We start from the raw sequence: 24,030 nt of genomic DNA, 5'->3' as shown, positions 1-24,030 counted from the left end.
CTCAGTTCGCGGGGGCGACGACGCCGGCGAGAGCGTCGTGGAGCTCCTTCGCCTCGGCATCGTTGACGGAGACGACCAGACGCCCGCCGCCCTCGAGAGGCACACGCACGATGATGAGACGTCCCTCTTTAACAGCCTCCATCGGCCCGTCTCCGGTCCTCGGCTTCATGGCTGCCATGAGTAATCCCCTTTCGTGGAATAACTCCCATTATCCCGTACCTTGGCTGTATCCCGAAAACGGGGGCATCCGCGTGGCCGGGGAACGGCTCACGGCGGAGTCCAGTCGTATCCGTTGACCCACCAGCAGATGTACAGCCATCCGAACTGGCCGGCGATGAAGAGCAGCACGACCGAGCCCCGGTAGATCCGGGACGTCGGCTGCGCCACTGCTCCCAGCAACGGGAAGAACGGCACGAGCAGGCGGAAGGTGCTGGACTGCGGGAAGAAGACGGCCAGCAGATACACGGCGTAGCTGGCCGACCAGAGGCGCAGGTCCGTGCCGAGCCGACGGACCCGCCGCGTGAACAGCCAGGCGAAGAAACCGGCGACGACGACACCGAGCAGCACCAGGCCGAGACCGCCGATGCCCCACTGCCCTCCCCAGAACCGGGCGCCCTGGACCCAGGAGGCGAACGGCAGCAGCCCCCGATAGCCGATGTAGGTGGAGCGCCAGGCCAGCTCGGTGTCGGTGTACGCGCTGGGCGAGCCCGTGACGGCCCACGCGATGACCGGCCACGCGAACCCCATGGCGAGGCTGAAGACGGTCAGGGCGACCGACAGCAGGCGGTCGGCGAGGGGGAAGGGATCGTGTGCCCTCGTCCACCAGCGATGGACGACGTGCAGGCCGAGCGCGAGGGCGAAGGCCAGTCCGCTCGGGCGGGTGAGCGCCAGGACGACGACGACGGGGAAGAGCAGCGCGTATCGCCGCCGCAGGAGCAGGTACAGCGCGAGGGTCAGGAAGAACACGAACATCGACTCCGCGTAGGAGACCTGCATGATCGGCGAGAGCGGGGCGACGCAGAACAGCACCACCGCGAACAGCGACGTCCCTGGCGGCAGCGACAGGCGCATGAGCCGGTAGAACAGCAGCGCGGAGGCGAGCGAGAAGACCACCGAGACGAAGAGCGACACCGGCACCCACGGCAGGCCGGTCACCACCATGAGGAAACGGACGAGCATCGGGTAGCCGGGAAGGAAGGCCCAGGCGTTCTCCCCGACGTGACCGTCCGAGGTGAGCGGGAGGGCCGCCGGGTAGCCGCTCGCAGCCACGATGTGGTACCAGGTGCTGTCCCAGAGCTGAGAGAAGGCGAGGTAGCCGGGATGCCTGCCCGTCCAGGGGTTCTGCTCCTGCCAGCCGGCGAACAGCAGCAGGAGACCGGTGGTGATGCCGCGCGAGACGACCCAGATGAGCAGGACCCGCAGCCACCATGGCGCCAACCGGTAGCGCACGACGGCCGGGATCAGGAGGCGGTGAGCCACGCCCGCAGTCCGCGCTCGCAGTCGAGGATCTGCTCGACCGCGACCCGCTCGTCGTCGGCGTGCGCCTTCAGCGGGTCTCCCGGCCCGTAGTTCACCGCCGGGATGCCGAGCGCGGAGAAGCGGGCGACATCGGTCCAGCCGTACTTGGGCCTGGCCTCTCCGCCCACGGCCGAGAGGAAGTCACGGGCGAGACGGGCATTCAACCCCGGACGCGCGCCCTCCGCGCTGTCCGTCACCGTGAGCTCGAAACCGGCGAACAGCTCCCGGAGATGCTGCTCCGCCTCCGCCGCGCTGCGGCTCGGTGCGAATCGGTAGTTGACGGTCACGAGACATTCGTCGGGGATGACGTTGCCCGCAACCCCTCCCTCGATGGCGACGGCGTTGAGCCCTTCTCGATAGACCAGGCCGTCGACCTCGACCTCCCGTGGCCGATAGGCGGCGAGGATCGCCAGGATCGGCGCGGCGTCGTGGATGGCGTTGTGGCCGACCCATGCCCTGGCCGAGTGCGCGCGCACGCCGACGGTGCGCAGGACGGCCCGCATGGTCCCGTTGCAGCCGCCCTCGATCGCCGAGGCGGTCGGCTCGCCGAGGATCGCGAAGTCGCCGTCGAGCAGTTCCGGATGGTTCCTTGCGACCCGTCCGAGGCCGTTCAGCTCGGAGGAGACCTCCTCGTGGTCGTACCAGATCCAGGTCAGATCGACGACGGGGGCGACGAGCTCGGCGGCGAGCTTGAGCTGCACGGCGACACCGGCCTTCATGTCCACCGTGCCGCGCCCCCAGAGATACTCCTGCCCCTGAATCGTCTCGAACCGGCTCGGCAGGTTGCCGTTGAGCGGCACGGTGTCGATGTGACCGGCGATCACGACCCGTTCCGCGCGCCCGAGTGCGGTGCGGGCGACGACGGTGTCCCCGTCCCTGACGACCTCCAGGTGCTCGAGCTCGGCGAGGGCGGCCTCAATCGTGTCGGCTATCGTGTGCTCGTTCCCGGACACCGATTCGATGTCGCAGAGCTGCCGCGTGAGCTCGATCGACGAGGCTCCGAGGTCGAGCGCGGGCGGGGTCGGATCGACGACGGGCATGCGGTCAGTTTACCGAGAGCCGGAATGGGGTCGTTCGCGTCGCTAACCTTGAGGCATGACTGAACGCATGGCCTGGGGTTACGGGCTCGCCACGATCGCCGACAACGGCACGGTACTCGACACCTGGTTTCCCTCACCGTCGCTCGGCGGTCTTCCCGCCGGCCGCGACCCGTACATCGCCCCGGCGGAGCTGGAGGAGCTGATCGGCGCCGACGAGCGCCGCGCCGTGCACATCGACTTCGTGACCGTGGAGATCGACCTGGATGCCGCGCCGGCCACCACCCCGGACGCCTATCTCCGGCTGCATCTGCTCAGCCATCTGCTCGTCGCTCCCAACACCGTGAACCTCGACGGCATCTTCGCGCAGCTGCCCGTCGTCGTCTGGACGAATGCCGGCCCGGTGCATCCCGAGGACTTCGAGCGGCTGCGCCCCGCACTGCAACGGCACGGCATCGCCGCTCACGGCATCGACAGATTCCCGCGGCTGATCGATTACGTGTCGCCCGCGCGGGTGCGCATCGCCGATGCCTCTCGGGTGCGCCTGGGGGCGCATCTCTCCCCCGGGACGACGGTCATGCACGAGGGCTTCGTCAACTACAACGCCGGAACGCTCGGCGTCTCGATGATCGAGGGCCGGGTCTCCCAGGGCGTCGTGATCGGCGACGGATCGGATGTCGGAGGCGGCGCATCCATCATGGGCACGCTCTCCGGCGGCGGGACCCAGCGGGTGGAGGTCGGCCGTCGAGCCCTGCTCGGCGCGAACTCCGGCATCGGCATCTCGATCGGGGACGACTCCGTGGTCGAGGCGGGGCTCTACGTGACGGCGGGCACGAAGGTGGTGGTGGTCGGCGAGGCGGAGCCGCGCACCGTCAAGGCCGTGGAGCTGTCCGGCGTTGCCGGGCTGCTGTTCCGCCGCAACTCGGTCACCGGGGCGGTCGAGGTGCTGGCCAGGTCCGGCACGGGCATCGAGCTCAACGCGGCCCTGCACGCCTGAACCGGACGTCCGCACGCCGGTCTGAGCGGAGCGCTCAGCGGGCCGGCCAATCGCGCCGGGGCGAGCCGACGTAGAGCTGCTGCGGACGGCCGATGCGCGTCGCCGGATCGTCGTTCATCTCGCGCCAGTGGGCGATCCAGCCGGGAAGACGCCCGATCGCGAAGAGCACGGTGAACATGCGCGGCGGGAAGCCCATCGCCTTGTAGATGACGCCGGTATAGAAGTCGACGTTGGGGTAGAGCTTGCGCTCGATGAAGTAGTCGTCGGCGAGCGCCACCTCCTCGAGCTCCTTGGCGATGTCGAGCAGATCGTCCTGCACGCCGAGGGCCTCGAGCACCTCGTCGGCGCTCTCCTTGACGAGCTTGGCGCGGGGATCGAAGTTCTTGTACACCCGGTGGCCGAAGCCCATCAGGCGGATGCCGTCCTCCTTGTTCTTGACCCGCTCGACGAATCGCTGAACGCTCTCGCCCGAATCCTTGATCTCGCTGAGCATCTTGAGCACCGCCTCGTTGGCTCCGCCGTGGAGCGGGCCGTAGAGGGCGTTGATCCCGGCCGAGACGGAGGCGAACATGTTCGCCTCCGTGGAGCCGACCATGCGCACGGCCGAGGTCGAGGCGTTCTGCTCGTGGTCCTCGTGCAGGATGAGCAGCCGCTCGAGGGCCTTGCTGACCACCGGGTTCACCTCGTACGGCTCCGCCATGGTGCCGAAGTTCAGCTTGAGGAAGTTGTCGGTGAAGCTGAGGGTGTTGTCCGGATAGAGGAACGCCTGGCCGAGGCTCTTCTTGTGGGCGTAGGCGGCGATGACGGGAAGCTTGGAGAGCAGTCGGATGGAGTTGAGCTCGGTGTGCTCCGGGTCGCGGACGCTGATCGAGTCCTCGTAGTAGGTCGACAGCGCCGAGACCGCGCTCGACAGCACCGACATAGGATGCGCGTCGTGGGGAAGAGCGTCGAACAGCCGCCGGAGGTCCTCGTGCAGCAGGGTGTGCCTGCGCACCCGGCGCTCGAACTCGTCGAGCTCGGAGGCGCTCGGCAGCTCTCCGTGGATGAGCAGCCAGGCGACCTCGAGGTAGGTGGAGTGCGCCGCGAGGTCCTCGATGGCGTAACCGCGATACCGCAGGATGCCCTTGTCACCGTCGATGTAGGTGATCGCGCTCTTCGTCGCCGCGGTGTTGACGAACCCCTGATCGAAGGTCGTATAGCCGGTCTGTTTGGTGAACGTCGAGATGTCGATGCTCGATGCGCCGTCGACGCTCTTCAGGATCGGGAACTCCGCACTCCCTCCCGGGAAGTGCAGCGTTGCCTTTTCGGTCTTGTCGTCAGCAGCGTTGTCCACTCACATAGCCTACGTGGCGGAAGCTTCGCTCGCCGCATCCGCTAACGATCCGGCACGTTGTTTGGCCAAAGCCTCCAAACGCTCCACGGCCAGCCCGATGGCCTCGTCGGTCGCCGTGATGGCGATGCGCACGTGATGGGAGGGGTCCTCGCCGTAGAAGGTCCCCGGCGCCACCAGGATGCCGAGGTCAGCCAGCTCGGCGACCGTCTTCCAGGCATCCGTGCCCTCGCTCGCCCAGAGGTAGAGGCCGCCCTCGCTGTCGTCGATGGCGAAGCCCGCCGCCTCGAGCGCCGGCGCGAGCCTCGATCGACGATCACGATATCGCTCGCGCTGAGCGCGCACGTGGGTGTCGTCGCCGAGGGCCGTCACCATGGCGGCCTGGATGGGAGCCGGCGGAAGGGTGCCGAGGTGCTTGCGGACGGCCAGGAGCTCGGCGATGAGCTCGCTGCAGCCGGCGACGAAACCGGCCCGGTAACCGGCCAGGTTGGACTGCTTGCTCAGCGAGTAGACGCAGAGGACCGAGCTGCGATCGCCGTCGATCACCCGCGGGTCGAGGATGCTCGGCGTCGCCAGATGCGCACCGTCCGGCCCCTCGTAGTCGGGCGTCCAGCCCAGCTCCGCGTAGCATTCGTCGCTCACGATGACGGCGCCGAGCTCGCGGGCCCTGGTGACGGCGGCCTTCAGCCCGTCGATCCCGAGGATGCGCCCGTTGGGGTTTCCCGGGCTGTTGATCCAGACGAGTCTGGTCCCCTCCGGCCACTCCTCCGGATCGTCGCTCGAGACGACGGTGGCGCCGACGAGCGCCGCGCCGACCGCGTAGGTGGGATAGGCGAGCCTCGGCTGCACCACGATGTCCCCGGGCCCGAGCCCCAGCCACAGCGCGAGGCCGGCGATGAACTCCTTCGAGCCGATCGTGGGGAGCACGTTGGGGATCCCGAGATCTCCCACCCCGCGGCGACGCGCGAACCAGGAGACGATGGCCTCGCGGAGGGCCGGCGTGCCGACCGTCAGCGGGTAGGCGTGCGCATCCGTGGCGGCGGCGAGGGAGTCGCGGATGATCGCGGGGGTCGGGTCGACCGGCGAGCCGACGGAGAGGTCGACGATCCCGCCCGGATACGACCTCGCGGTCGCCGCATACGGCTCCAGCGAGTCCCAAGGGTAGTCGGGCAGTCGCAGCGGCACTCAGGCGCCCTGGGGTGGCAGGGCGGCGATGAGGGGGTGGTCCTTGTGGATGACACCGACCTTCGCGGCTCCGCCAGGGGAGCCGAGGTCGTCGAAGAACTCGACGTTGGCCTTGTAGTAGTCGGCCCACTGCTCGGGGACGTCGTCCTCGTAGTAAATGGCCTCGACCGGGCACACCGGCTCGCAGGCTCCGCAGTCGACGCATTCATCCGGGTGGATGTAGAGCGAGCGCTCCCCCTCGTAGATGCAATCGACCGGACACTCGTCGATGCACGCACGGTCTTTGACATCCACACACGGGAGGGCGATGACATAAGTCACGGTGAGGGCGTTCCCTTCGGTTCTGGCCTGGGAACAATCTTATCCCGGGAGAAGGTGCCGGCCTTCGGCCAGGCGAGCGCGACGAGGGTGATGACGACCGACCCGTAGGTGAGCAGATATCCGGCGAGGTTGGCGGGGATCAGGACCGACCCGCCATCGCTCGCCGTGGACAGCAGGCCGATGACCACGAGGATGCCGAGGGCGGCCAGGGTGGTCACCGCGCGACCGCCGAAGATCAGCCGCAGCCCGGCCAGCAGCGCGGCGATGATGGCCAGCGAGACGATGGCGCCGATCGGTACAGCGGCGCCGAAGACCGTCCAGGCGTACTGATGGTCGACGGCGGAGATGGCACCGATCGCGCCGCCGGCGACCAGCGCGAGGATCCAGACCAGCAGGTGCAGGCCGAGGCCCTGATCCCTCCAGACCAGGGGGTCCTGGACAACACCCCGTTCTCGACGGAACCGCTCGACGGTCTCGATCGGACGGCGCGGGCCGCTCGACAGGGCGAAGCTGCTCCCGTCGACCGTCACCTGCGTGCGGTGCGCTCGGAGCGCATCCGTCTTCCTGCCGACGACCGACGACACGTCGATCTCGAGCTGTCCCGCCGCCGGGGCCGGTTCGATCGCGTAGAAGGGCAGGCCGGCGGCCTCAGCGGCCCTGCGGCTCGCCTCCTGGGCACGCACGTGATCGGGATGCCCGTAGCCGCCGGCGGCGTCGTAGCTCACCACGGCGGTCGGCCGGACGTCCTCGATCACGGTGAGAAGGTCCGCGACGACCTCGCCGAGGGGCGCGGCGCTCAGCGAGTCCTCGCCGAGCCTGTCCAGCGCCTCCGCGCCGTGGGCTCCCCATCTCATGCCGGAGTCCGTGTAGCGCCGGGGCGGCAGGCCGGCGGCACGGGCGCCGGCCGCACCCAGGAAACGGTGATCGGACACACCGAGGGCCTGGAGGGCATCCGCGAGCTCGCCCTCGCGATGAGCGGCGAGGCCGGCGGGGTCGCCCTGGAGCCGCCGGAGCCCTTCGGGGATGACCTCTCCCAGCTCTCCGCGGGTGCAGGTGACGACGGTGACGGACGCACCACGGTCGACCAGGAGGGCGATCGTCCCCCCGGTGGAGATGCTTTCGTCGTCGGGATGAGCATGCACGAAGAGGACAGACTCGGCTGCGCTGGGATTCAGTTGCACATTGCACAGGATAGGCCGTGCCAGCTAGAGTCTCGTGAGTAAGGTAAGCCTTACCAATCCCCGTCCCTCTCACGAAATGATTCCGTGCTCGCAACCCTGGTGATCGGCCTGCGTGAAGGTCTCGAGGCGGCGCTCATCGTCGGGATTCTCGCGGCCTTCCTGCGGCGCAACGGGCGCTCGCTCCGGGCGATGTGGATCGGTGTCATCACCGCCGTGCTGCTGAGCATCGGCGTCGGCGCCGTGCTCGAGGCCGTCTCGCTGGCGCTTCCCCAGGCGCAGCAGGAGGGGCTGGAGACGATCATCGGCGCCGTCGCGGTCGCCTTCGTCACCGGGATGATCGTGTGGATGAACACCCACGCCTCCGGCCTGAAGCGCGAGATCGAGTCCTCGGCCACCGCCGCCCTCGGGGAGGGCACGGCGGGCGCGCTCGCCGTCATGGCCTTCCTCGCCGTGCTCAAGGAGGGATTCGAGACCTCGGTCTTCCTGCTCGCGACCTTCCAGTCGTCGACGAGCGTCGCGGCGGCCATCGGCGGCGCGGCGCTCGGCATCCTCATCGCCGTCGGCATCGGGATCGGGATCTACCACGGCGGCGTCCGGATCAACCTCGGCCGGTTCTTCCGGATCACCGGCGTCTTCCTCGTCTTCGTCGCGGCCGGTCTCGTCCTCACCGCCCTGCGAACGGCTCACGAGGCGGGGTGGCTCAATGTCGGCCAGCAGCGGACCGTCGACCTCTCCTGGCTCGCACCGAACGGCTCCATCCAGTCGGCACTCGTCACCGGCGTGCTCGGCATCCCCGCGGACCCTCGCGTGATCGAGGCGCTCGGGTGGGGCAGCTATCTCGTCATCGTCCTGACGATCGTGTTCTGGCCGGCCTCCCATCGGCCGTCCGCCGCGACCGTGCCGAGGCTCAAGTGGGCGATCGCCGGCGGCCTCGTCGTCATCGCCGCGGTGCTGGGGCTCGCGGTACCAACCGGCGCCGACGTCTCCGGGGTGAGACGGATGCCGATCGCGGATGCCGCGGGTCGGACGATCGGTGCGGTCGCCGTCCTGGATCCGCAGGCCGCTCCCCGCCGCTTCGCCGTCGAAGCCGACGGCACGACGACCGATGCCGTGGCCAGCCGCACGCTGCAGGCAACGGTCGACGGCATCGCCGCGATCGAGCATCGCCTGCCACCGGCCACGACCACCGGGAGGTCGACGGTCACGCTCGACGACCTCGTGGCCCTCAACGGCGGCTCGCTGCCGATCGGGATGAGCCTCCAGCAGAGCCCTGGACCGTTCCAGGTGACGACGACGACGAGGTCGACGGCCACCGTCTGGACGGTCGGGGACGGCATCCTGGACGCGACCTCGACCTCGTCGGCGATCCTCACGATCGCCGGTGGCGGCCTCGACACCCCCCGGACGGTCTCGCTTCCGGCGAACGGCTGGGCCGCCAGCCAGGCCACCGTGACGACGGTGACCGACCGGGCACTCGCCGCGCAGTCCGAGTCGCAGGAGCGGCTGCTCTGGAAGCTCTACCTGCCGATCGCCCTCGCCATCGCCGCGCTCGCCCTCGCGATCTCCGCGCTCAGGGGCGGCCTGCGCCGCTCACGGATCGGCGACCCGGAGGCCTGGGCCGTGCGCGCCTCGCATACGGCCGACCCGACCCGTCCAGCACCTCTCTCCCGCACCGCCCACGAAACGAGGAATGATAGCTATGTCCCCCGCTAGAAAGACCACGGTCTTCACCGTCATCGCGGTCGCCACCGCCGTGACCGCCGCCCTCGCCGGCTGCTCCTCCACCGGGTCGACCGACTCCCCCGGTGGCACGGCCACCTCCTCCGCGGCCTCGCAGGTGGCCATCACGCTGAACGCCGGCGGCTCCGGCGACAGCTGCGATCTCAGCACCACCACGGCGAAGGCCGGGCCGGTGACCTTCACCATCACCAACAAGACCTCCACCGCGATCACGGAGGTCGAGCTCCTCAGCGCCGGGCGCATCCTCGGCGAGAAGGAGAACCTCGCTCCTGGCCTCGGCGCGGTGAGCTTCACGAGCACGCTCGGCGGCGGCAGGTATCAGATCTACTGCCCCGGTGCCGAGAAGGAGACGACGGCCTTCACGGTGACGGGCAAGGCCGCGGCCGCGCCGAAGGGCGGTGTGCAGGGCCTGCTCAAGCAGGGAACCACCGGATACGCCACGTACGTCGCCGGGGTGCTGACCAACATGACGACCGCCGTGGACAACCTGCAGACCGCCGTGGACAGCGGGGACCTCGCCAAGGCCAAGGCGGCCTACGCCCTGGCCAGGCCGTTCTACGAGCGCATCGAGTCCGATGTCGACGGCTTCGTCCTGCCGGGCTTCAAGGCCACCGACAACGCGGGCAACCTCGACTACCTCATCGACATGCGCGCATCCAACCTGGACGACGCGGTCGGCTGGCACGGATTCCATGCCGTGGAACGCGATCTCTACGGCACCGGCGCGATCACCGACGGCACGAAGCAGCTGGCGGCCGAGCTCACGTCGAACGTCGGCAAGCTCAACGCCCTCGCCGAGAAGCTGACCTACAAGCCGGAGGACCTCGCCAACGGCGCCGCCGGCCTGCTGGAGGAGGTGCAGTCGGAGAAGATCAAGGGCGAGGAGGAGGCGTTCAGCCACCTCGACCTGATCGACTTCGCCGCGAACGTCGAGGGCGCCAAGCAGGCCTTCGCCTTCCTGGAGCCGGGCATGAAGAAGATCGACCCCGACCTGACGAAGACCGTCAACACCCAGTTCGCCGCCGTCGCCACCCTGCTCGAGAAGTACCAGGACCCGTCCGCGGCCGGCGGATACGTGACCTACACCCCGGAGCTGCGGGCGACCGACGCGGGGACGCTCAGCCAGGCGGTCCAGGCGCTGCAGGACCCGCTGTCGAAGATCGCCGAGAAGGTCGCGACGGCCCGATGATCCTCCGCGCTCACCGCTCATGACGGCCGAACCACCGGCAGAACCGGCCGATGCCGCGGCGACGGGCGACCGTCCCCGCGGCATCAGCCGTCGCGGCCTGTTCCTCGGCACCGCCGGCGGTGTCGTCGGCGGAGCCGTGCTGGGCGGCGGAGGCGGCCTGCTCGCCGGCAGGGCGATCGCCCAGGACGACTCCGACTCCGCCCTGCAGTACCCGTTCTACACGGGACTCCACCAGGCGGGCATCGAGACGCCTCCGCAGCGCTACTCCATGTTCATGGCCTTCGACATGGCCGCTGGGACGACCGCGACCGACCTGCAGGTGCTGCTGGCGCGCTGGTCGGCATCCATCGCCCAGCTCATGGCGGGACAGACGATCGGGCAGGTGGAACCCGCCCGCACCGATGCCGTCGCCGGAGACACCGGGGAGGCCCTCGATCTCGGCCCGAGCGGGCTCACGGTGACCCTCGGCCTCGGCCCGGATCTCTTCGACGCCCGATTCGGTCTCGCTGCCAAACGCCCCCCGAAGCTCAGGGCGCTGCCGACGCTGCCGAGCGATCAGCTCGCCGCGGCGACGACGGGCGGCGAGCTCGGCTTGCAGGCCTGCGCGGACGATCCGCAGGTGGCCTACCACGCCATCCGCGACCTGGCCAGAATGGCCAGGGGCACCGCGACGACCCGCTGGACGGTCATGGGGTTCGGGCGGGCATCCGCCGGTCCCCACCAGAAGACGCCCCGCAACCTCATGGGCTTCAAGGACGGGACCCGCAACATCTCGACGCCGGAGGAGTACAGGAAGTTCGTCTGGGTCGACGACGGACCCGCCTGGATGCGCGGCGGCAGCTATCAGGTCGTGCGCAAGATCCAGATGAACATCGAGATCTGGGACGCCGATGCCGTGCACGACCAACAGGCCGTCTTCGGCCGCACCAAGAACGAGGGCGCGCCGCTCAGCGGTCGGGTCGAGCACGACACACCGGACTTCGGGGCGGAGAAGGGCGGCTCGCCGGTCATCCCGCCGACGTCGCACATCGCCCTGGCCGCGCACGAGAACAACGGCGGGGTCAAGATCCTGAGGCGCGGCTACAACTACACCGACGGCCTCGACCAGTTCGCCCAGCTCGATGCCGGCCTGCTGTTCATCGCCTACATGAACGACCCGGAGCACTTCGTCAGGCTGCAGACGAAGCTCGGCTCGGTCGATCGGCTGAACGAGTACATCTCGCACATCGGCTCGGCCCTGTTCGCCGTGCCACCCGCGCCGAAACGTGGCGGCTACATCGGCGAACGACTGTTCTCCTGAGCCGGCCCTGCCCGCATCCGGCGTCCGGTTCCAGCTCTTGGCTCCTGCTCCTGCTCCTGCTCCTGCTCCTGGCACGCTCGCGGCGGGAGAAACAGGTTGGCGGCGGGAGTCGTGACTCCCGCCGCCAAGCATCTTTCCCCGCCGCGCGGAGCGTTTACTCCCGCCGCGGGGTGTCTTCTCCCGCCGAGCGGGACGGGTCAGGCGTTCTGCTTCTTGAGGCGCGAGGTCTTGCGGGCGCGGGCGCTCGCGTCGAGCTCGACCTTGCGGATGCGCACGAACTCCGGGGTGACCTCGACGCACTCGTCCTCGCGGGCGAACTCCAGGCACTCCTCGAGGGTGAGCTTGCGCGACGGTGTCATCCGCTCGAAGGTGTCCGAGGTCGACTGCCGCATGTTGGTGAGCTGCTTCTCCTTGGTGATGTTCACGTCCATGTCGTCGGCACGCGAGTTCTCACCGACGACCATGCCCTCGTAGACCTCCTGCGTCGGCTCCACGAAGAACGACATGCGCTCCTGCAGGGCGACCATGGCGAACGGGGTGGCGACACCGGCGCGGTCGGCGACGATCGACCCGTTGACGCGGGTCGTGATCTCCCCCGCCCAGGGCTCGTAGCCGTGGGAGACGGCGTTGGCGATGCCCGCGCCGCGGGTGATCGTCAGGAACTCGGTGCGGAACCCGATGAGACCGCGGGACGGCACGACGAACTCCATGCGCACCCAGCCGGTGCCGTGGTTGCTCATGCCCTCCATGCGCCCCTTGCGGGCGGCCAGCAGCTGGGTGATCGCTCCGAGGTATTCCTCCGGCGAGTCGATCGTGAGGTGCTCGAAGGGCTCGTGCACCTTGCCGTTCACCTGCTTGACGACGACCTGCGGCTTGCCGACGGTCAGCTCGAAGCCCTCGCGGCGCATCTGCTCGACGAGGATGGCGAGGGCGAGCTCCCCTCGGCCCTGGACCTCCCAGGCATCCGGGCGTCCGATGTCGACGAGCTTGATCGAGACGTTGCCGACCAGTTCGCGGTCGAGGCGGTCCTTGACCATGCGGGCGGTGAGCTTGTGCCCCTTGACCTTGCCGATCATCGGGCTCGTGTTGGTGCCGATGGTCATCGAGATGGCGGGATCGTCGACGGTGATGGTCGGCAGCGGACGGACGTCGTTCGGGTCGGCGAGGGTCTCGCCGATGGTGATGTCCTCGAAGCCGGCGACGGCGACGATGTCGCCGGGTCCCGCCTGCTCGGTGGGGAAGCGGTCGAGCGCCCTCGTGATGAGCAGCTCGGTCACGCGGACGTTGTGCACGCTTCCGTCGTGCTTGACCCAGGCAACGGTCTGGCCCTTCTTGAGCGTGCCGTTGAAGATGCGTAGCAGGGCGAGACGGCCGAGGAAGGGCGACGAGTCGAGGTTGGTGACGTGCGCCTGCAGCGGGTGCTCGTCGTCGTAGGTCGGGGCCGGGATGTGCTTGAGGATCGCCTCGAAGAGGGGCTCGAGGTCGTCGTTGTCCGGCAGCTCGCCGTTGCCCGGCTTGTTCCAGCTCGCGGCGCCGTTGCGGCCGGATGCGTAGACGATGGGGACGTCGAGGATGGCGTCCAGATCGAGGTCGGGATGCTCGTCCGCCATGTCGCTCGCGAGCCCGAGGAGGAGGTCCTGGCTCTCGGCGATGACCTCGTCGATGCGGGCATCCGGGCGGTCCGTCTTGTTCACCAGGAGGATGACCGGGAGGTTCGCCTCGAGCGCCTTGCGGAGCACGAACCGGGTCTGCGGCAGCGGCCCCTCGCTGGCGTCGACGAGCAGCACGACGCCGTCCACCATCGACAGGCCGCGCTCCACCTCGCCACCGAAGTCGGCGTGGCCGGGGGTGTCGATGACGTTGATGGTGATCGGACCCTCATCGCCGGCGTCGGCCGCGTGGATGCCCGAGTAGGAGACCGCCGTGTTCTTGGCGAGGATCGTGATGCCCTTTTCGCGCTCGAGGTCGTTCGAGTCCATCGCGCGCTCCTCGAGGTGAGCGTGGGCGGCGAAGGAGTTCGTCTGCCGGAGCATCGCGTCGACGAGGGTGGTCTTGCCGTGGTCGACGTGCGCGACGATAGCCACATTGCGTAGATCATTACGGGTGGCGATAGCCATGGGTATACGTCCTTGGAGATAAAGCAGAGTTGAGTGAGGAGGGGCCTGAGAAGACTCACGGGCGGCAGAATCACGACAGTGGGTGCCCTGCAACGGCCAAGTCTACCTCGGCGCGGCCTCTACCCCCTATTTGTGTGTTCCAACCGGCTTCCAGGCCCAGATATTCCAGAGCAGATTCGGGGTGAGCGGGGAGGGGGCGATCCCGGAGACCCGATCGTCGAAGGCGGTCACCGAGGGGAACTGGTAGAGCGGCAGCCCATAGGCGTCCGACCACACGATCGAATCGATCTTGGTCAGCAGCGCGGTCTGCGCGGAGGGGTCGAAGGTCGCATCCAGCCGGTCGATGAGCTCGTCCACCTGCGGGTTGGAGTAGAAGCTGAGATTGGTGACCGGTGAATTCGATCGGAAGGCCGCCGCGGCCCCGGTCGCCCCGAGATTGCTCGGCCGCAGGGCGTACAGCGAGGCGTCGTAGGCGCCGTCGGTGCCGAGCAGCTGCAGCCAGTCGGGACTCGAGCAGTCGGTGACGGCGAAGCCCGCGCCGGCCGCAGAGGCCTGGATGAGCGTGAACTCGGCCACCCGGCGCGGATTCGACGGATCGAAGAGGACGCACACCTGCGGGTCGGTCACGCCCGCGCGGGCGAGCAGGGCCTTCGCCCCGTCGATGTCCACGGCGTTGTAGGCCTTCGAGCCGTTGCGCTTGACGGACGCCGCGTATCCCGCCGATCCCGGGAGGAACACCTGCGAGGACCTCACGATGGCATCCTCCTGCAAGGGTACGACGAGCCGGTCGAGGATCTGCTGCCGGGGGACGGTCTTGAGGAACGCCTGACGCACCGACGGATTGCCGAAGAGGCCGTTCTTGCTGTGGTCGAACTGCAGGTCGAGATGCTCGTAGGCGCCGTCGGAGCCGCTGAGGATGGTGGCGTTCTTCGCCTTCACCAGCTCCTTCGTCACGTCCTCCGTCGGCTGGGGGGCGACGACGTCGACCTGGCCGGTGCGGAACGCCTCCACCGCGGCGAGCGGATCGGTGATGAAACGGATCGTCACCGTCTCGAACTTCGGTCGGTGAGCGCCCGTGTACTCCGGATTGGCCGTCAACGTCACGTGGTCGTTCGCCACCAGGCCGGTGATCGTGTACGGCCCGGTGCTGACCAGGAGCGACCTGTCCTTCGGCATCGCCGTGAAGTTGAAGCCGGTGTCCCAGAACCGCGCGATCTTTGCCAGCCTCGTCGTGTCGTCCGTACGGATGGCCGCGATCAGCGCATCCTTCGCCTTCTGCGTGTCGGAGATGCCGAGCGCCTTCTTCGCGACGATGTGCGCGGGCAGGCCGACCCCGAAGACCAGCTGCCAGTCGACGAAGAACCGGTCATAGCTGAGGGTCAGCGATCGGCCGCGGTCGCCGATCACCGGGGTCTTGGTGACGAGCTGCAGGCCGTTTCCGCTGAAACCGTCGAAGTGGACGACACCGGCAGGGAAGTCCCTGTCGTAGCGCCCCGTCTCCTGGTCGACGTATGCGCTGTTGTCAAAGTCCTTGGTGTTGAGCACGCCGGAGTTGGCGGCCCAGGCGAGCAGGAGGTCCGAGGCGTCGACCGCGGTGCCGTCTGACCACTTCACGCCCGCCTTGATCGTGTATTTGACCGTGAACGGATCGCGGGAGATCACGCGGTACGACCCGAAGGAGTCGTCCTCGACGAGCTTCGGGGTGTTGTCGTAGTAGTTGAACTGCGAGTTGGTCGCATCAACGATGTTGCTGTTCGCGGTCGCGTTGCCGTACGAGGTCTTCGGGTTGTAGGAGAAGAAGGCCTGAGAGGCCGCGACCGTCACGGTGGACCCCTTGGCGACCTGCTGCGAGGTGCAGCCGGACAGGACGAGGAGGGAGGCGACGACCGCCGCGACGGCGGCCATCGTTCTGCTCAGCTTCACAGCGACACTCCCCCGGTCTCCAGCTTCCATCGTACAGACGGGCCAGAGTCGGGACCTCAGTCGGAGCCGGCGGCGAGGATCTTGGCCCGCAGCTCGCGTCGTTCCCGCTGGACGACCGGATCGGGCAGCGGAACGGCCGCGATGAGGCGCTGCGTGTAAGGGTCGCGCGGGTTCCGCAGGATCTCGTCGCGGGTCCCCACCTCCACGAGCTTGCCGTTGTGGAGGACGGCGATGCGGTCGGCGAGCACGTCGATGACCGCGAGATCGTGGGTGATGAACAGGCAGGCGAACTGGAACTCCCGCTGGAGCGCCCTGATCAGCTCGAGCACCGTGGCCTGGACGGAGACGTCCAGCGCGGAGGTCGGCTCGTCGGCGATGAGCAGCGCGGGCTTGAGCGAGAGCGCCCTGGCGATGCCGACCCGCTGCTTCTGGCCCCCGGAGAGCTCGTGCGGATACCGGCTGAAGTAGTTGCGCGGCAGCTCGACGGAGCTGAGCAGCGCCTCCACCTCGCGGGTGAGGGCCTGCCCGCGCAGGTGCTTGGCCAGGAACAGCGGCTCGCCGATGCTCTGGCCGATCGTCATCCGCGGGTTCAGCGACGAGGCCGGGTCCTGGAAGACGATGCCAGCGTTGCGATGTACCTCGCGGACCAGCCCGCGGGTGGGATGCGAGAGGTCCGTTCCCACCACGTCGAGACGCCCGCTCGTGATCGGCAGCAGCCCGATGGCGGCGCGGCCGAGGGTTGTCTTGCCGGAGCCGGACTCGCCGACGAGGCCCATGACCTCCCCCTGGTGAACGGTGAGGCTCACCTCGTCGACCGCGCGGAAGGCCTTGACCCGTCCCCTGCCGGGATACTCGATGACGACGTCGCGGAAGTCCAGGGTGACGGGCGCGGAGGCGAATTGGCTCTCGCTCGCCTTGGCCGCCTCCGCGGCCGCGCGCTCGTTGGCCTCGATCTGCTCCCTGAGCTCCTCCGGCGCATCCTCGCCCTCCACGATGGAGGCGAGGGCGACCGTCATGTCGATCGAGGAGTCGGTCTCCGAATACGCCTGCCCGAGGTGGGGCACGGCGTCGAGCAGCGCCCTCGTGTACGGATGCTGCGGGTGCTGGAAGACCGACAGGATATCCCCGGCCTCGACGACCTCGCCCTTGCGCATGACCGCGATGTGGTCGGCCAGGTCGGCGACAACACCCATGTCGTGGGTGATCAGCAGGACGGCGCTGCCCAGCCGGTCACGCAGGCTGCGGATGAGGTCGAGGATCTCCGCCTGCACGGTCACGTCGAGCGCGGTGGTCGGCTCGTCGGCGATGAGCAGCTTCGGGTCGCAGGAGATCGACTGGGCGATCATCGCCCTCTGGCGCTGCCCACCGGACAGCTGGTGCGGATACGAGTTGAAGGCCTTGACCGGGTCGGGCAGCTCGACGAGCGCCAGCAGCTCGATCGCCCGCTCCTTCGCCTCGGACGGCGACATCCCGTAGTGCAGCCGCAGCGTCTCGATGATCTGGAAGCCGACGGTGAAAACCGGGTTCAGGGCCGTCATCGGCTCCTGGAAGATCACCGCGACGTCCTTGCCGCGGACGTCGTGAAGCTGGGCGGGAGACGCGCCGCGCAGTTCGACACCATTGAGCTTGATGCTGCCGGAGACCCTGCTGTTCTTGGGCAGCAGGTCGAGGATGGACATCGAGCTCACGCTCTTGCCGGAGCCGGACTCGCCGACGAGCGCCATCACCTCGCCGGAGCGGATGGTGTAGTTCAGCCTCTTGACCGCTGGCACCCAGACGTTGTCGACGGCGAAGTCCACGCTGAGGTCGGTGACCTCCAGGACGGGGGGTTTCGGGTTGGCGTCCACGTCAGATCGCTCCCTTTCTGGCCGGAACGGCCCTGGCGATGCGGTGCGCCCCGAGGGCGACAGCGGATGATGCGAAGATGGGGGAATGCGAAGCCAGGACCACGAAGACGTCTTCCACTCGCGGTTCAACCGCATCCTCGCGATCGTCATCTGGGCGCTGGAGGTCTTCGTTCTCGTGACGACGGTCGTGGCCGGGCAGTTCGCCGACCAGCCGCTGACGACGATCGTGCCAGAGCTGTTCGTCGCCGGATTCGTCTACGTTCTGCTCTGGCGCCCCGGCGTGAAGATCGACGACGAGGCCGTCACGCTGGTCAACGTGCTGAGGACGATCAGCGTGCCGTGGCCGGCGCTGATCGATGTCGACACCCGGTTCTCGCTGAGCCTGCGCACGCCGAACGCCAGCTACTCCGCGTGGGCGGCCCCGGCGCCCGGCCGCACGGGCCTGGCCATGGCACGCCGAGCCGAACGACGTCACGGCAGCAACCCGCTGACCCCGACCATCGGCGGACGATCCCGACCAGGTGACCTGATCACCACAGAGTCCGGCGAGGCCGCCTATCTGGTGCGCGAGCGCTGGAACGCGCTCGTCGAGAGCGGCCGTGTGGAGCCCGGTCTCGCGGACGTCACCCCGGTGACGATCCGTTGGCACTGGGCGGAGGACATCGCGCTCCTGATCCTCGCGGCGGGCGCGGCCTTCGTCACGGGGTGGCTCTAGCCCGAATCCGCTCACGGTTGGGACTCGGCCGGCAGTCCGACCGCGGTCAACGGTTGCGCGGCACCGATCTCGTCGTCCGGTTCCCGCGTGCGGCGCAGGTTGAACCGGCGCTGCTGAGGATCGAAGGCATCGCGCAGTCCGTCTCCGACGAAGTTCACGCACAGCGCGAGGAGCACGATGAACACCGCCGGCCACCAGAACAGCCACGGCCTCGTCGAGAACGCCGACTGGTTCTGGCTGATGAGCAGGCCGAGCGAGGAGTCCGGCGACTTGATCCCGTAACCCAGGTAGCTGATGGCAGTCTCGAGCAGGATCGCCGAGGCGATGAGCAGCGTCGAGCTGACGATGATGACGCCGATGGCGTTGGGCAGGATGTGCCGGAAGATGATCCGGCCGTCGGAGGCGCCGGCCACCCGCGCCGCCTCGACGAACTCGCGTTCCCGCAGGGTGAGGAACTCCCCGCGCACGAGGCGGGCGATGACCATCCAGGAGACCAGGCCGAGAAGCGCCGCGAGGCCGAAGGCCCCGAGGCCGTTCGAGGTCTTTCCGACGACGGCACCGATCACGATGGCCGGGATGACGATGAAGATGTCCGTGATGCGCATGAGCACCGCATCGACCCAGCCGCGGAAGTAGCCGGCAACCGCGCCGACGACCACCCCGAGGATGGTGGCGAAGATGCCGATGACGAGCATGACCAGCACGGAGTTCTGGACGCCCCGCATGGTCAGGGCGAAGTAGTCCCGTCCGATGCGGTCCTGGCCGAAGGGATGCTTTCCGAAGCCGGACCAGGAGAGCGTGGGTGATCCCTGATGGTACTGCGGGTTCAGCTGGGTGTACGAGTAGTGCCACCATCCGGGGATCGGGCCGAGGCCGATCGCTGAGATCGCGAAGACGATGATGCCGACGTAGACGAACAGGGAGACGACCGAGATCCGGTTCTTGAGGAACCGCCTGAAGACGATCCGACCCTGGCTTTCGCCCCTGCCGCCCTCTCCGCTCTCCGCGGCATCGAGTCCTCCGCCGATCTGAGGTTCGAGGGGGCTGCCCTGCACTGTGCTCATGATTGTCCCTCCGACGCCGTCTTTCCGCTGGTGATCTCGCTCATCGCACACGCACCCGTGGGTCGAGCGCGGCATAGGCGAGGTCGGCCAGGAAGTTGAACGCGATCGCGGTGATGGCGATCACGAGGAAGTAGCCCATCACCGGATTCACGTCGGTGCGTTGGAGCCCGTTGTTGAAGAGCGCGCCCATGCCGCTGATCGCGAAGACGGTCTCCGTGATGACCGCACCACCGAGCAGGGCCCCGATGTCCGTGGCGACGAGCGTGGCGAGCGGGATGAGCATGTTGCGGAAGGCGTGGCGGACGATGACCGTCCGTTCCGGCAGACCCTTGGCCCGCGCCGTGCGCACGTAGTCCTGGTTGAGCACCTCGAGCATGCCGGAGCGGGAGTAGCGGGTGTAGCTCGCGAAGCTGATCAGCAGCAGGCTGATGGTCGGCAGGAGCAGGTGGGTGAAGCTGTCCAGACCCGAGATCCAGACGTCCCCGCCGAGGCTGGGGGTCTGCGAGCCGACGGTCGCGATGGGGCGGCCTCCGATCGCGTCCGTGTAGGCGGACCAGGACTGCATGAACCGGTCCAGCAGGACGATTCCGGCGGTGAGCACCGAGGTGATCCCGCCGATGCGCATCATCAGGCCCTTGTCGTGGCCGCCGGTGAACACGCCGCTGACGATCCCCACCGCGAGGGCGACGATTCCGAGGACGATCAGCGTTCCGGCCGACGAGACGTTGAAGAGTCCCTGGAGGCCGAAGTACGAGGCGATCGCGAGCACGACGTTGATCCCCGCCGTGAGCCAGGCGCGCCGGTTGCGCAGGCCGGCGAGGATCGCCACGACCGCGAAGCCGATGCCGGCCGTGATGACGATGATCGCGACCGGGCCGAGGGAGGGCTTGGTGAACCAGCCCGTCGCCGACATATACCAGAGGATCAGGGCGGTGAACAGGCTGGAGCCGAGGAAGACGTAGAGCCGGCGCTGCCAGGTGCCCCCGACGAGGAGCTGCAGCACGGCGCCGACCACGACGCCGATGACGATGAGGAGCAACGGCGGTATGTCCGGTTTGGCCAGGAAGTTGTTGTAGCCCAGGGCGATGAACGACTTGAGCAGGACCGCCATGAGGAAGGAGGGCAGCGAAAACAGGAAGAAGCTGATGAGGGTGACGACGTAGTCGAATCCGCTGTACACCCGGAGGGCGGTCACGATGCCGAGGGCGATGCCGAGCACGATGGCGAACACGAAGGCGATGGTGACGAGCTGCAGCGTGGAGGTCATGGCCTGCGGGAGCAGGTCGATCACGGCCTGGTTCTGGAAGGTGGTGCCGAGGTCGCATCCGCCGGCGACCGGGACGATGCACTTGGCGACGCCGCCGAGCCACAGGACCCAGCGCAACGGCGAAATGAGATCGAGGTGCTGCGTGTGGATTCTGGCCTCGATGAGCGCCTGCCGGTTCGGCGAGAGGCTCCCCTGGAGGTCTTGCAAAGGATTGCCTGCCGATGCCGCCAGCACATACATGATGAAGGAGGCAGCGATCAGGATCAGGATCGAGACGAGAACTCGTCTCGCGATGAAACTCACCATAGGGAGGGGACGCCTGTTCGAAATCGGGAAAAAGAGGGGAAGACACGAATTGCCGGGGCCGCTCGCTCAGCGACGGGGCGCCGGCATCCGTTCAAGGATGCCGACGCCCCGCGCTGTGCCGAGCGTTAGTTGCTGAACCTAATCGGGTAGACCCTACTTAGTCCAATCCCAGATGTTCCAGACCATGCCGGTCTGGCCACCGAAGTAGCCGATCCCCTTGACCTTGTCGTTGGTCGCGAAGATGCCGGGCAGCTGGAAGAGCGGCAGGCCGTAGCCGTCGGTGAACGCCAGCTTGTCGATCTGCTTCTTCTCGTCCAGCAGCTTGGACGCGTCGAGCGTCGTCTGCGTCTTCACGGCGAGGTCGCTGGCGGCCTTGTCGTTGTAGCCGGTGTAGTTGCCGGGGTTGCCGATCTGGAACAGCTGCGGGATGGCGGCGTTGCCGACACCCGGGTTGATCCAGCCGAAGATCGAGGCGTCGTAGTCGCCGCCGCTGAGCAGGCTGCTCCAGTCGGGCGACCCGCCGTCGGTCACGGTGATTCCGGCCTTCGCTGCCGAGGCCTGGATGGCCTGGAAGGAGTCGACGCGGTTCGGGTTGCCCGTGTTGTAGAGGATCTTGACGGTCGGGGTCTTGCCGGCGAGCAGCTGCTTGGCCTTCTCGATGTCGACCTTGTCGTAGGCGCTCGACCCGTTGTCCTTCACCGAGTCCTCGTAGCCCTCCTGGCCGGGCAGGAAGATCTGCGAGTCCAGGACCTTGGCGTCGGGGTTGATCGGGGTGACGATGGCCTTGAGGATGTCCTCACGCGGGATGGTGAGCAGGAAGGCCTGGCGGACGGTCGGGTCGCTGAACACGCTCGACTTGAAGTTCAGGTCGATGTGGTCGTACGCGACCTGGTTGCCCTGCTGGACCTTGGTGCCGGTCGCGGCCTTGAGCGCCTTGACGGTGTCCGCGGATGCCTGCGGCTGGATCGCATCGACCTCGCCGTTCTGGAGGGCGGTGACCTGGGCGTTGGCGTCGCCGATGAACCTCATGATCAGCTTGTCGAACTTGACCTGGTGGTCACCCTTGTACTCCGGGTTCTTCACGAAGGTCATCGACTGCTTCGGGGTCCACGAGGAGACCATGAGCGGGCCGCCGGAGACGAGCAGCGACTTGTCCTTGGGGAGCGCGGTCGCGTCGTAACCGGTGTTGACGAACTTCGCGGCCTTGGTGAGCACGGCGTTGGCCGCGGCCGGGTTGTCCACGTCACCCTTGGGGGTCGACTTGAACGCCTTGGTGAGCGCTGCGGTGCTCACGCCGGCCTTCTTCGCGACGACGTGCGCCGGGAACTGGATCGGGTTCACGATGTTCCAGTCCACGTAGGGCTGGTCGTAGGTGAAGGTGATCGAGTGGTTGTTGTTGCCGATCGTCGGCAGGTTGGTCTGGAAGACACAGCCGCCGGCGGTGGAGAAGTACTGGGTGCCCTTGGTGACGTCTCCGTCATCGTTGAAGCTCGCCGAGTCGTAGTAGCACGAGTTGATGGCCCAGCCGAGCATCAGGTCGTCGGCGGTCATCGCGGTGCCGTCCGACCACTTGTCGTCGGAGTTGAGGGTGTACTGAACCTTCAGCGGGTTGTCGCTGAGCTTCTTGTACGTTCCGAGGTCCTTGTTCGGGATGATGTTGAACTTCTGGTCCAGCGTGAAGAACTGCGGCTGCGTGATGTAGTTGATCTCGCCGTTGGTGTCCAGGTTGCCCTGGGGGGTATTCCAGTTGAACGAGGTCGCCTCGTTGACCTGCGCGATCGTGATGTTCTTACTGGTCTTCGTCGTGCTGCTGCCGGTTGTCGTGCAACCCACGAGCGCTATCGCCACGACCCCGGCGACGGCCACGGCGGTGACCGTATTTCGCGCCAGTCTTCCTCTGATTGTCAATTTTCCTCCTGTGCAAGATGTGCAAACGGCAGCACAATTTCCTAGCGTTCTGCCGCGCTGGATAACAAGAACACTAGGTTTGGTGGGTGCCCCCGACCAAACTGAGGGAACAAAAGTTACACAGTGGTAACAGACCTAACAAATTATTGCGTGAGCTACCGCATCGTTGCGTCTCCGACGGCCCTTTCGCACGAAAACGGCAAATTGTCCCCCGGATAAGAAGAGAACCGCCGCCGCCCCACCGCGTAGCATCGAAGGGATGCGAGCCTCGACCGCGCCGGTGACCGCCGACCAGACGCCCCTCCGATGAGCGCGGCCCCGCAAATGCCCGTGCCGGGGTCATTCTCGAAGCCCTCCAGGGGCCGCATCCGAGCCGAGATCTGGATCGTGCTCGGGCTCTCGCTCGGCGCATCCGCGGTCTATTCGATTGTCTCGATCCTGGACAGCGTGACCCGCTCCAAGCCGCTGTCGAGCCAGACGGCGACGATCAACGGCTCGCTCAGCGACCGACCGGTCTTCGACCTCGTCTACCAGTTCCTCGCGCTGTTCTTCGACATCGTCCCCGTGGTTCTCGTGGCCTTCCTGCTCTGGCGGGCTGCGGCTCCCCATCTCGCCAGGCTCGGCATCGACTTCCGGCGGCCGTGGCGCGACGTCGGCCTCGGACTCGCACTCGCGGTCGTCATCGGCCTGCCGGGAATCGGCGTCTATCTCGGCGGCAAGGCGCTGGGAATCGGGGTGACCGTCGTGCCGACCGCCCTCGACACCTACTGGTGGACAACGCCGATCCTGGTGCTCTCGGCGCTGCGGGCGGGCATCCAGGAGGAGGTCATCGTCATCGGATACCTCTTCGCCCGGCTGCGTGACCTGGGCTGGCGGACCTGGCCGATCATCCTCGCCGCCGCGACGCTGCGCGGCAGCTATCACCTCTACCAGGGCTTCGGCGCGTTCATCGGCAACTTCGCGATGGGTGTTGTGTTCGGATGGCTGTACTCGCGGAACGGGCGGGTGCTGCCGCTCGTGATCGCGCACGTCGTCATCGACACGGCGATCTTCGTCGGCTACCCGTGGGCGGCATCCGCCTTCCC

At 67.7% G+C, this 24,030-nt stretch carries 19 protein-coding genes; 6 read left to right on the top strand and 13 right to left on the bottom strand.

Features of this window, described 5'->3' with window-relative positions:
• Position 1: 1 nt before the first annotated feature.
• The 3 genes from VGC18_RS03150 to dapE all read right to left on the bottom strand — a co-directional run bounded on the left by VGC18_RS03150 (position 2) and on the right by dapE (position 2,558).
• A complete protein-coding gene (locus VGC18_RS03150; protein ID WP_331094137.1) occupies positions 2-178 on the bottom strand; it encodes a DUF3117 domain-containing protein in 177 nt (58 codons plus the stop codon).
• Positions 179-267: 89 nt separating this feature from the next.
• Entirely contained in the window at positions 268-1,479 is a 1,212-nt protein-coding gene (locus VGC18_RS03145) for a hypothetical protein (RefSeq protein ID WP_331094135.1), read from the bottom strand.
• Positions 1,461-2,558 carry a succinyl-diaminopimelate desuccinylase gene (dapE, locus tag VGC18_RS03140; protein ID WP_331094133.1) on the bottom strand — a complete coding sequence of 366 codons (1,098 nt, stop codon included), beginning with the start codon at positions 2,556-2,558 and terminating at the stop codon, positions 1,461-1,463. The genes VGC18_RS03145 and dapE overlap by 19 nt, the downstream gene beginning before the upstream one ends.
• Positions 2,559-2,613: 55 nt before the next feature.
• Here dapE and dapD point away from each other — a divergent pair, with 55 nt between their 5' ends.
• On the top strand, positions 2,614-3,552 hold the full coding sequence (gene dapD, locus VGC18_RS03135; protein ID WP_331094131.1) for a 2,3,4,5-tetrahydropyridine-2,6-dicarboxylate N-succinyltransferase: 939 nt from the start codon (positions 2,614-2,616) through the stop codon (positions 3,550-3,552).
• 34 nt (positions 3,553-3,586) lie between these two features.
• Here the strand turns inward: dapD and VGC18_RS03130 are convergent, their stop codons facing one another.
• The 4 genes from VGC18_RS03130 to VGC18_RS03115 are packed head-to-tail and all read right to left on the bottom strand — an operon-like array spanning position 3,587 to position 7,569.
• On the bottom strand, positions 3,587-4,885 hold the full coding sequence (locus VGC18_RS03130) for a citrate synthase (RefSeq protein WP_331094129.1): 1,299 nt from the start codon (positions 4,883-4,885) through the stop codon (positions 3,587-3,589).
• 9 nt (positions 4,886-4,894) lie between these two features.
• Positions 4,895-6,067: a succinyldiaminopimelate transaminase gene (gene dapC / locus VGC18_RS03125; protein WP_331094127.1), complete on the bottom strand. Its 1,173-nt coding sequence runs from the start codon at positions 6,065-6,067 to the stop codon at positions 4,895-4,897.
• The gene (gene fdxA / locus VGC18_RS03120) at positions 6,068-6,388 is read right to left on the bottom strand and encodes a ferredoxin (RefSeq protein ID WP_331094125.1); all 321 of its coding nucleotides are present in this window, start codon (positions 6,386-6,388) and stop codon (positions 6,068-6,070) included.
• Entirely contained in the window at positions 6,385-7,569 is a 1,185-nt protein-coding gene (locus VGC18_RS03115) for a PIG-L family deacetylase (RefSeq protein ID WP_331094123.1), read from the bottom strand. The genes fdxA and VGC18_RS03115 overlap by 4 nt, the downstream gene beginning before the upstream one ends.
• An 84-nt stretch (positions 7,570-7,653) precedes the next feature.
• On the opposite strand from VGC18_RS03115, the gene efeU reads away from it, so the two are divergent.
• Genes efeU through efeB form a run of 3 tightly spaced genes read left to right on the top strand, consistent with a single transcriptional unit; the run spans position 7,654 to position 11,798 of the window.
• Complete coding sequence (gene efeU, locus VGC18_RS03110) at positions 7,654-9,282, top strand: iron uptake transporter permease EfeU (protein WP_331094121.1); 1,629 nt, start codon at positions 7,654-7,656, stop codon at positions 9,280-9,282.
• The gene (gene efeO, locus VGC18_RS03105; RefSeq protein WP_331094119.1) at positions 9,269-10,498 is read left to right on the top strand and encodes an iron uptake system protein EfeO; all 1,230 of its coding nucleotides are present in this window, start codon (positions 9,269-9,271) and stop codon (positions 10,496-10,498) included. The genes efeU and efeO overlap by 14 nt, the downstream gene beginning before the upstream one ends.
• Before the next feature lie 19 nt (positions 10,499-10,517).
• Positions 10,518-11,798 carry an iron uptake transporter deferrochelatase/peroxidase subunit gene (gene efeB, locus VGC18_RS03100; RefSeq protein ID WP_331094117.1) on the top strand — a complete coding sequence of 427 codons (1,281 nt, stop codon included), beginning with the start codon at positions 10,518-10,520 and terminating at the stop codon, positions 11,796-11,798.
• 197 nt (positions 11,799-11,995) lie between these two features.
• Here efeB and typA read toward each other — a convergent pair whose 3' ends face one another.
• The 3 genes from typA to VGC18_RS03085 all read right to left on the bottom strand — a co-directional run bounded on the left by typA (position 11,996) and on the right by VGC18_RS03085 (position 17,820).
• Positions 11,996-13,915, bottom strand: a complete 1,920-nt coding sequence (gene typA, locus VGC18_RS03095) for a translational GTPase TypA (protein ID WP_331094115.1) — start codon at positions 13,913-13,915, stop codon at positions 11,996-11,998.
• Positions 13,916-14,041: 126 nt separating this feature from the next.
• On the bottom strand, positions 14,042-15,838 hold the full coding sequence (locus VGC18_RS03090) for an ABC transporter family substrate-binding protein (RefSeq protein ID WP_331094113.1): 1,797 nt from the start codon (positions 15,836-15,838) through the stop codon (positions 14,042-14,044).
• Between the two features lie 56 nt (positions 15,839-15,894).
• A complete protein-coding gene (locus tag VGC18_RS03085; RefSeq protein WP_414672849.1) occupies positions 15,895-17,820 on the bottom strand; it encodes an ABC transporter ATP-binding protein in 1,926 nt (641 codons plus the stop codon).
• Between VGC18_RS03085 and VGC18_RS03080 the strand changes: the two genes are divergently transcribed.
• Positions 17,771-18,400, top strand: a complete 630-nt coding sequence (locus VGC18_RS03080) for a PH domain-containing protein (RefSeq protein WP_331094109.1) — start codon at positions 17,771-17,773, stop codon at positions 18,398-18,400. The two genes, VGC18_RS03085 and VGC18_RS03080, sit on opposite strands and share 50 nt — an antisense overlap.
• An 11-nt stretch (positions 18,401-18,411) precedes the next feature.
• On the opposite strand, the gene VGC18_RS03075 is transcribed toward VGC18_RS03080, so the two are convergent.
• The 3 genes from VGC18_RS03075 to VGC18_RS03065 form a co-directional block, all read right to left on the bottom strand.
• Positions 18,412-19,464 (bottom strand): ABC transporter permease, encoded by a 1,053-nt coding sequence (locus tag VGC18_RS03075; RefSeq protein WP_331094107.1) that lies wholly within the window; start codon positions 19,462-19,464, stop codon positions 18,412-18,414.
• A gap of 40 nt (positions 19,465-19,504) precedes the next feature.
• Entirely contained in the window at positions 19,505-21,037 is a 1,533-nt protein-coding gene (locus VGC18_RS03070) for an ABC transporter permease (RefSeq protein WP_331094105.1), read from the bottom strand.
• Between the two features lie 153 nt (positions 21,038-21,190).
• Positions 21,191-22,945 carry an ABC transporter family substrate-binding protein gene (locus VGC18_RS03065; protein WP_331094103.1) on the bottom strand — a complete coding sequence of 585 codons (1,755 nt, stop codon included), beginning with the start codon at positions 22,943-22,945 and terminating at the stop codon, positions 21,191-21,193.
• Between the two features lie 324 nt (positions 22,946-23,269).
• Between VGC18_RS03065 and VGC18_RS03060 the strand changes: the two genes are divergently transcribed.
• On the top strand, positions 23,270-24,030 hold a 761-nt coding region (locus VGC18_RS03060), incomplete at its 3' end, for a CPBP family intramembrane glutamic endopeptidase (RefSeq protein WP_331094101.1).

The organism is Lacisediminihabitans sp., assembly GCF_036404185.1.
Taxonomy (GTDB): Bacteria; Actinomycetota; Actinomycetes; order Actinomycetales; family Microbacteriaceae; genus Lacisediminihabitans.
Note: the sequence above shows the minus strand (reverse complement) of the source record. Positions and strands in the feature narration are given on the sequence as shown.

Coding starts and splice junctions, on each gene's coding strand:
- typA (WP_331094115.1), bottom strand. CDS start 13,915: ATGGCTATCGCCACCCGTAATGATCTACGCAATGTGGCTATCGTCGCG.
- VGC18_RS03070 (WP_331094105.1), bottom strand. CDS start 21,037: ATGGTGAGTTTCATCGCGAGACGAGTTCTCGTCTCGATCCTGATCCTG.
- dapD (WP_331094131.1), top strand. CDS start 2,614: ATGACTGAACGCATGGCCTGGGGTTACGGGCTCGCCACGATCGCCGAC.
- dapE (WP_331094133.1), bottom strand. CDS start 2,558: ATGCCCGTCGTCGATCCGACCCCGCCCGCGCTCGACCTCGGAGCCTCG.
- VGC18_RS03075 (WP_331094107.1), bottom strand. CDS start 19,464: ATGAGCACAGTGCAGGGCAGCCCCCTCGAACCTCAGATCGGCGGAGGA.
- VGC18_RS03080 (WP_331094109.1), top strand. CDS start 17,771: ATGCGAAGCCAGGACCACGAAGACGTCTTCCACTCGCGGTTCAACCGC.
- efeB (WP_331094117.1), top strand. CDS start 10,518: ATGACGGCCGAACCACCGGCAGAACCGGCCGATGCCGCGGCGACGGGC.
- efeO (WP_331094119.1), top strand. CDS start 9,269: ATGTCCCCCGCTAGAAAGACCACGGTCTTCACCGTCATCGCGGTCGCC.
- VGC18_RS03085 (WP_414672849.1), bottom strand. CDS start 17,820: ATGCGGTTGAACCGCGAGTGGAAGACGTCTTCGTGGTCCTGGCTTCGC.
- VGC18_RS03150 (WP_331094137.1), bottom strand. CDS start 178: ATGGCAGCCATGAAGCCGAGGACCGGAGACGGGCCGATGGAGGCTGTT.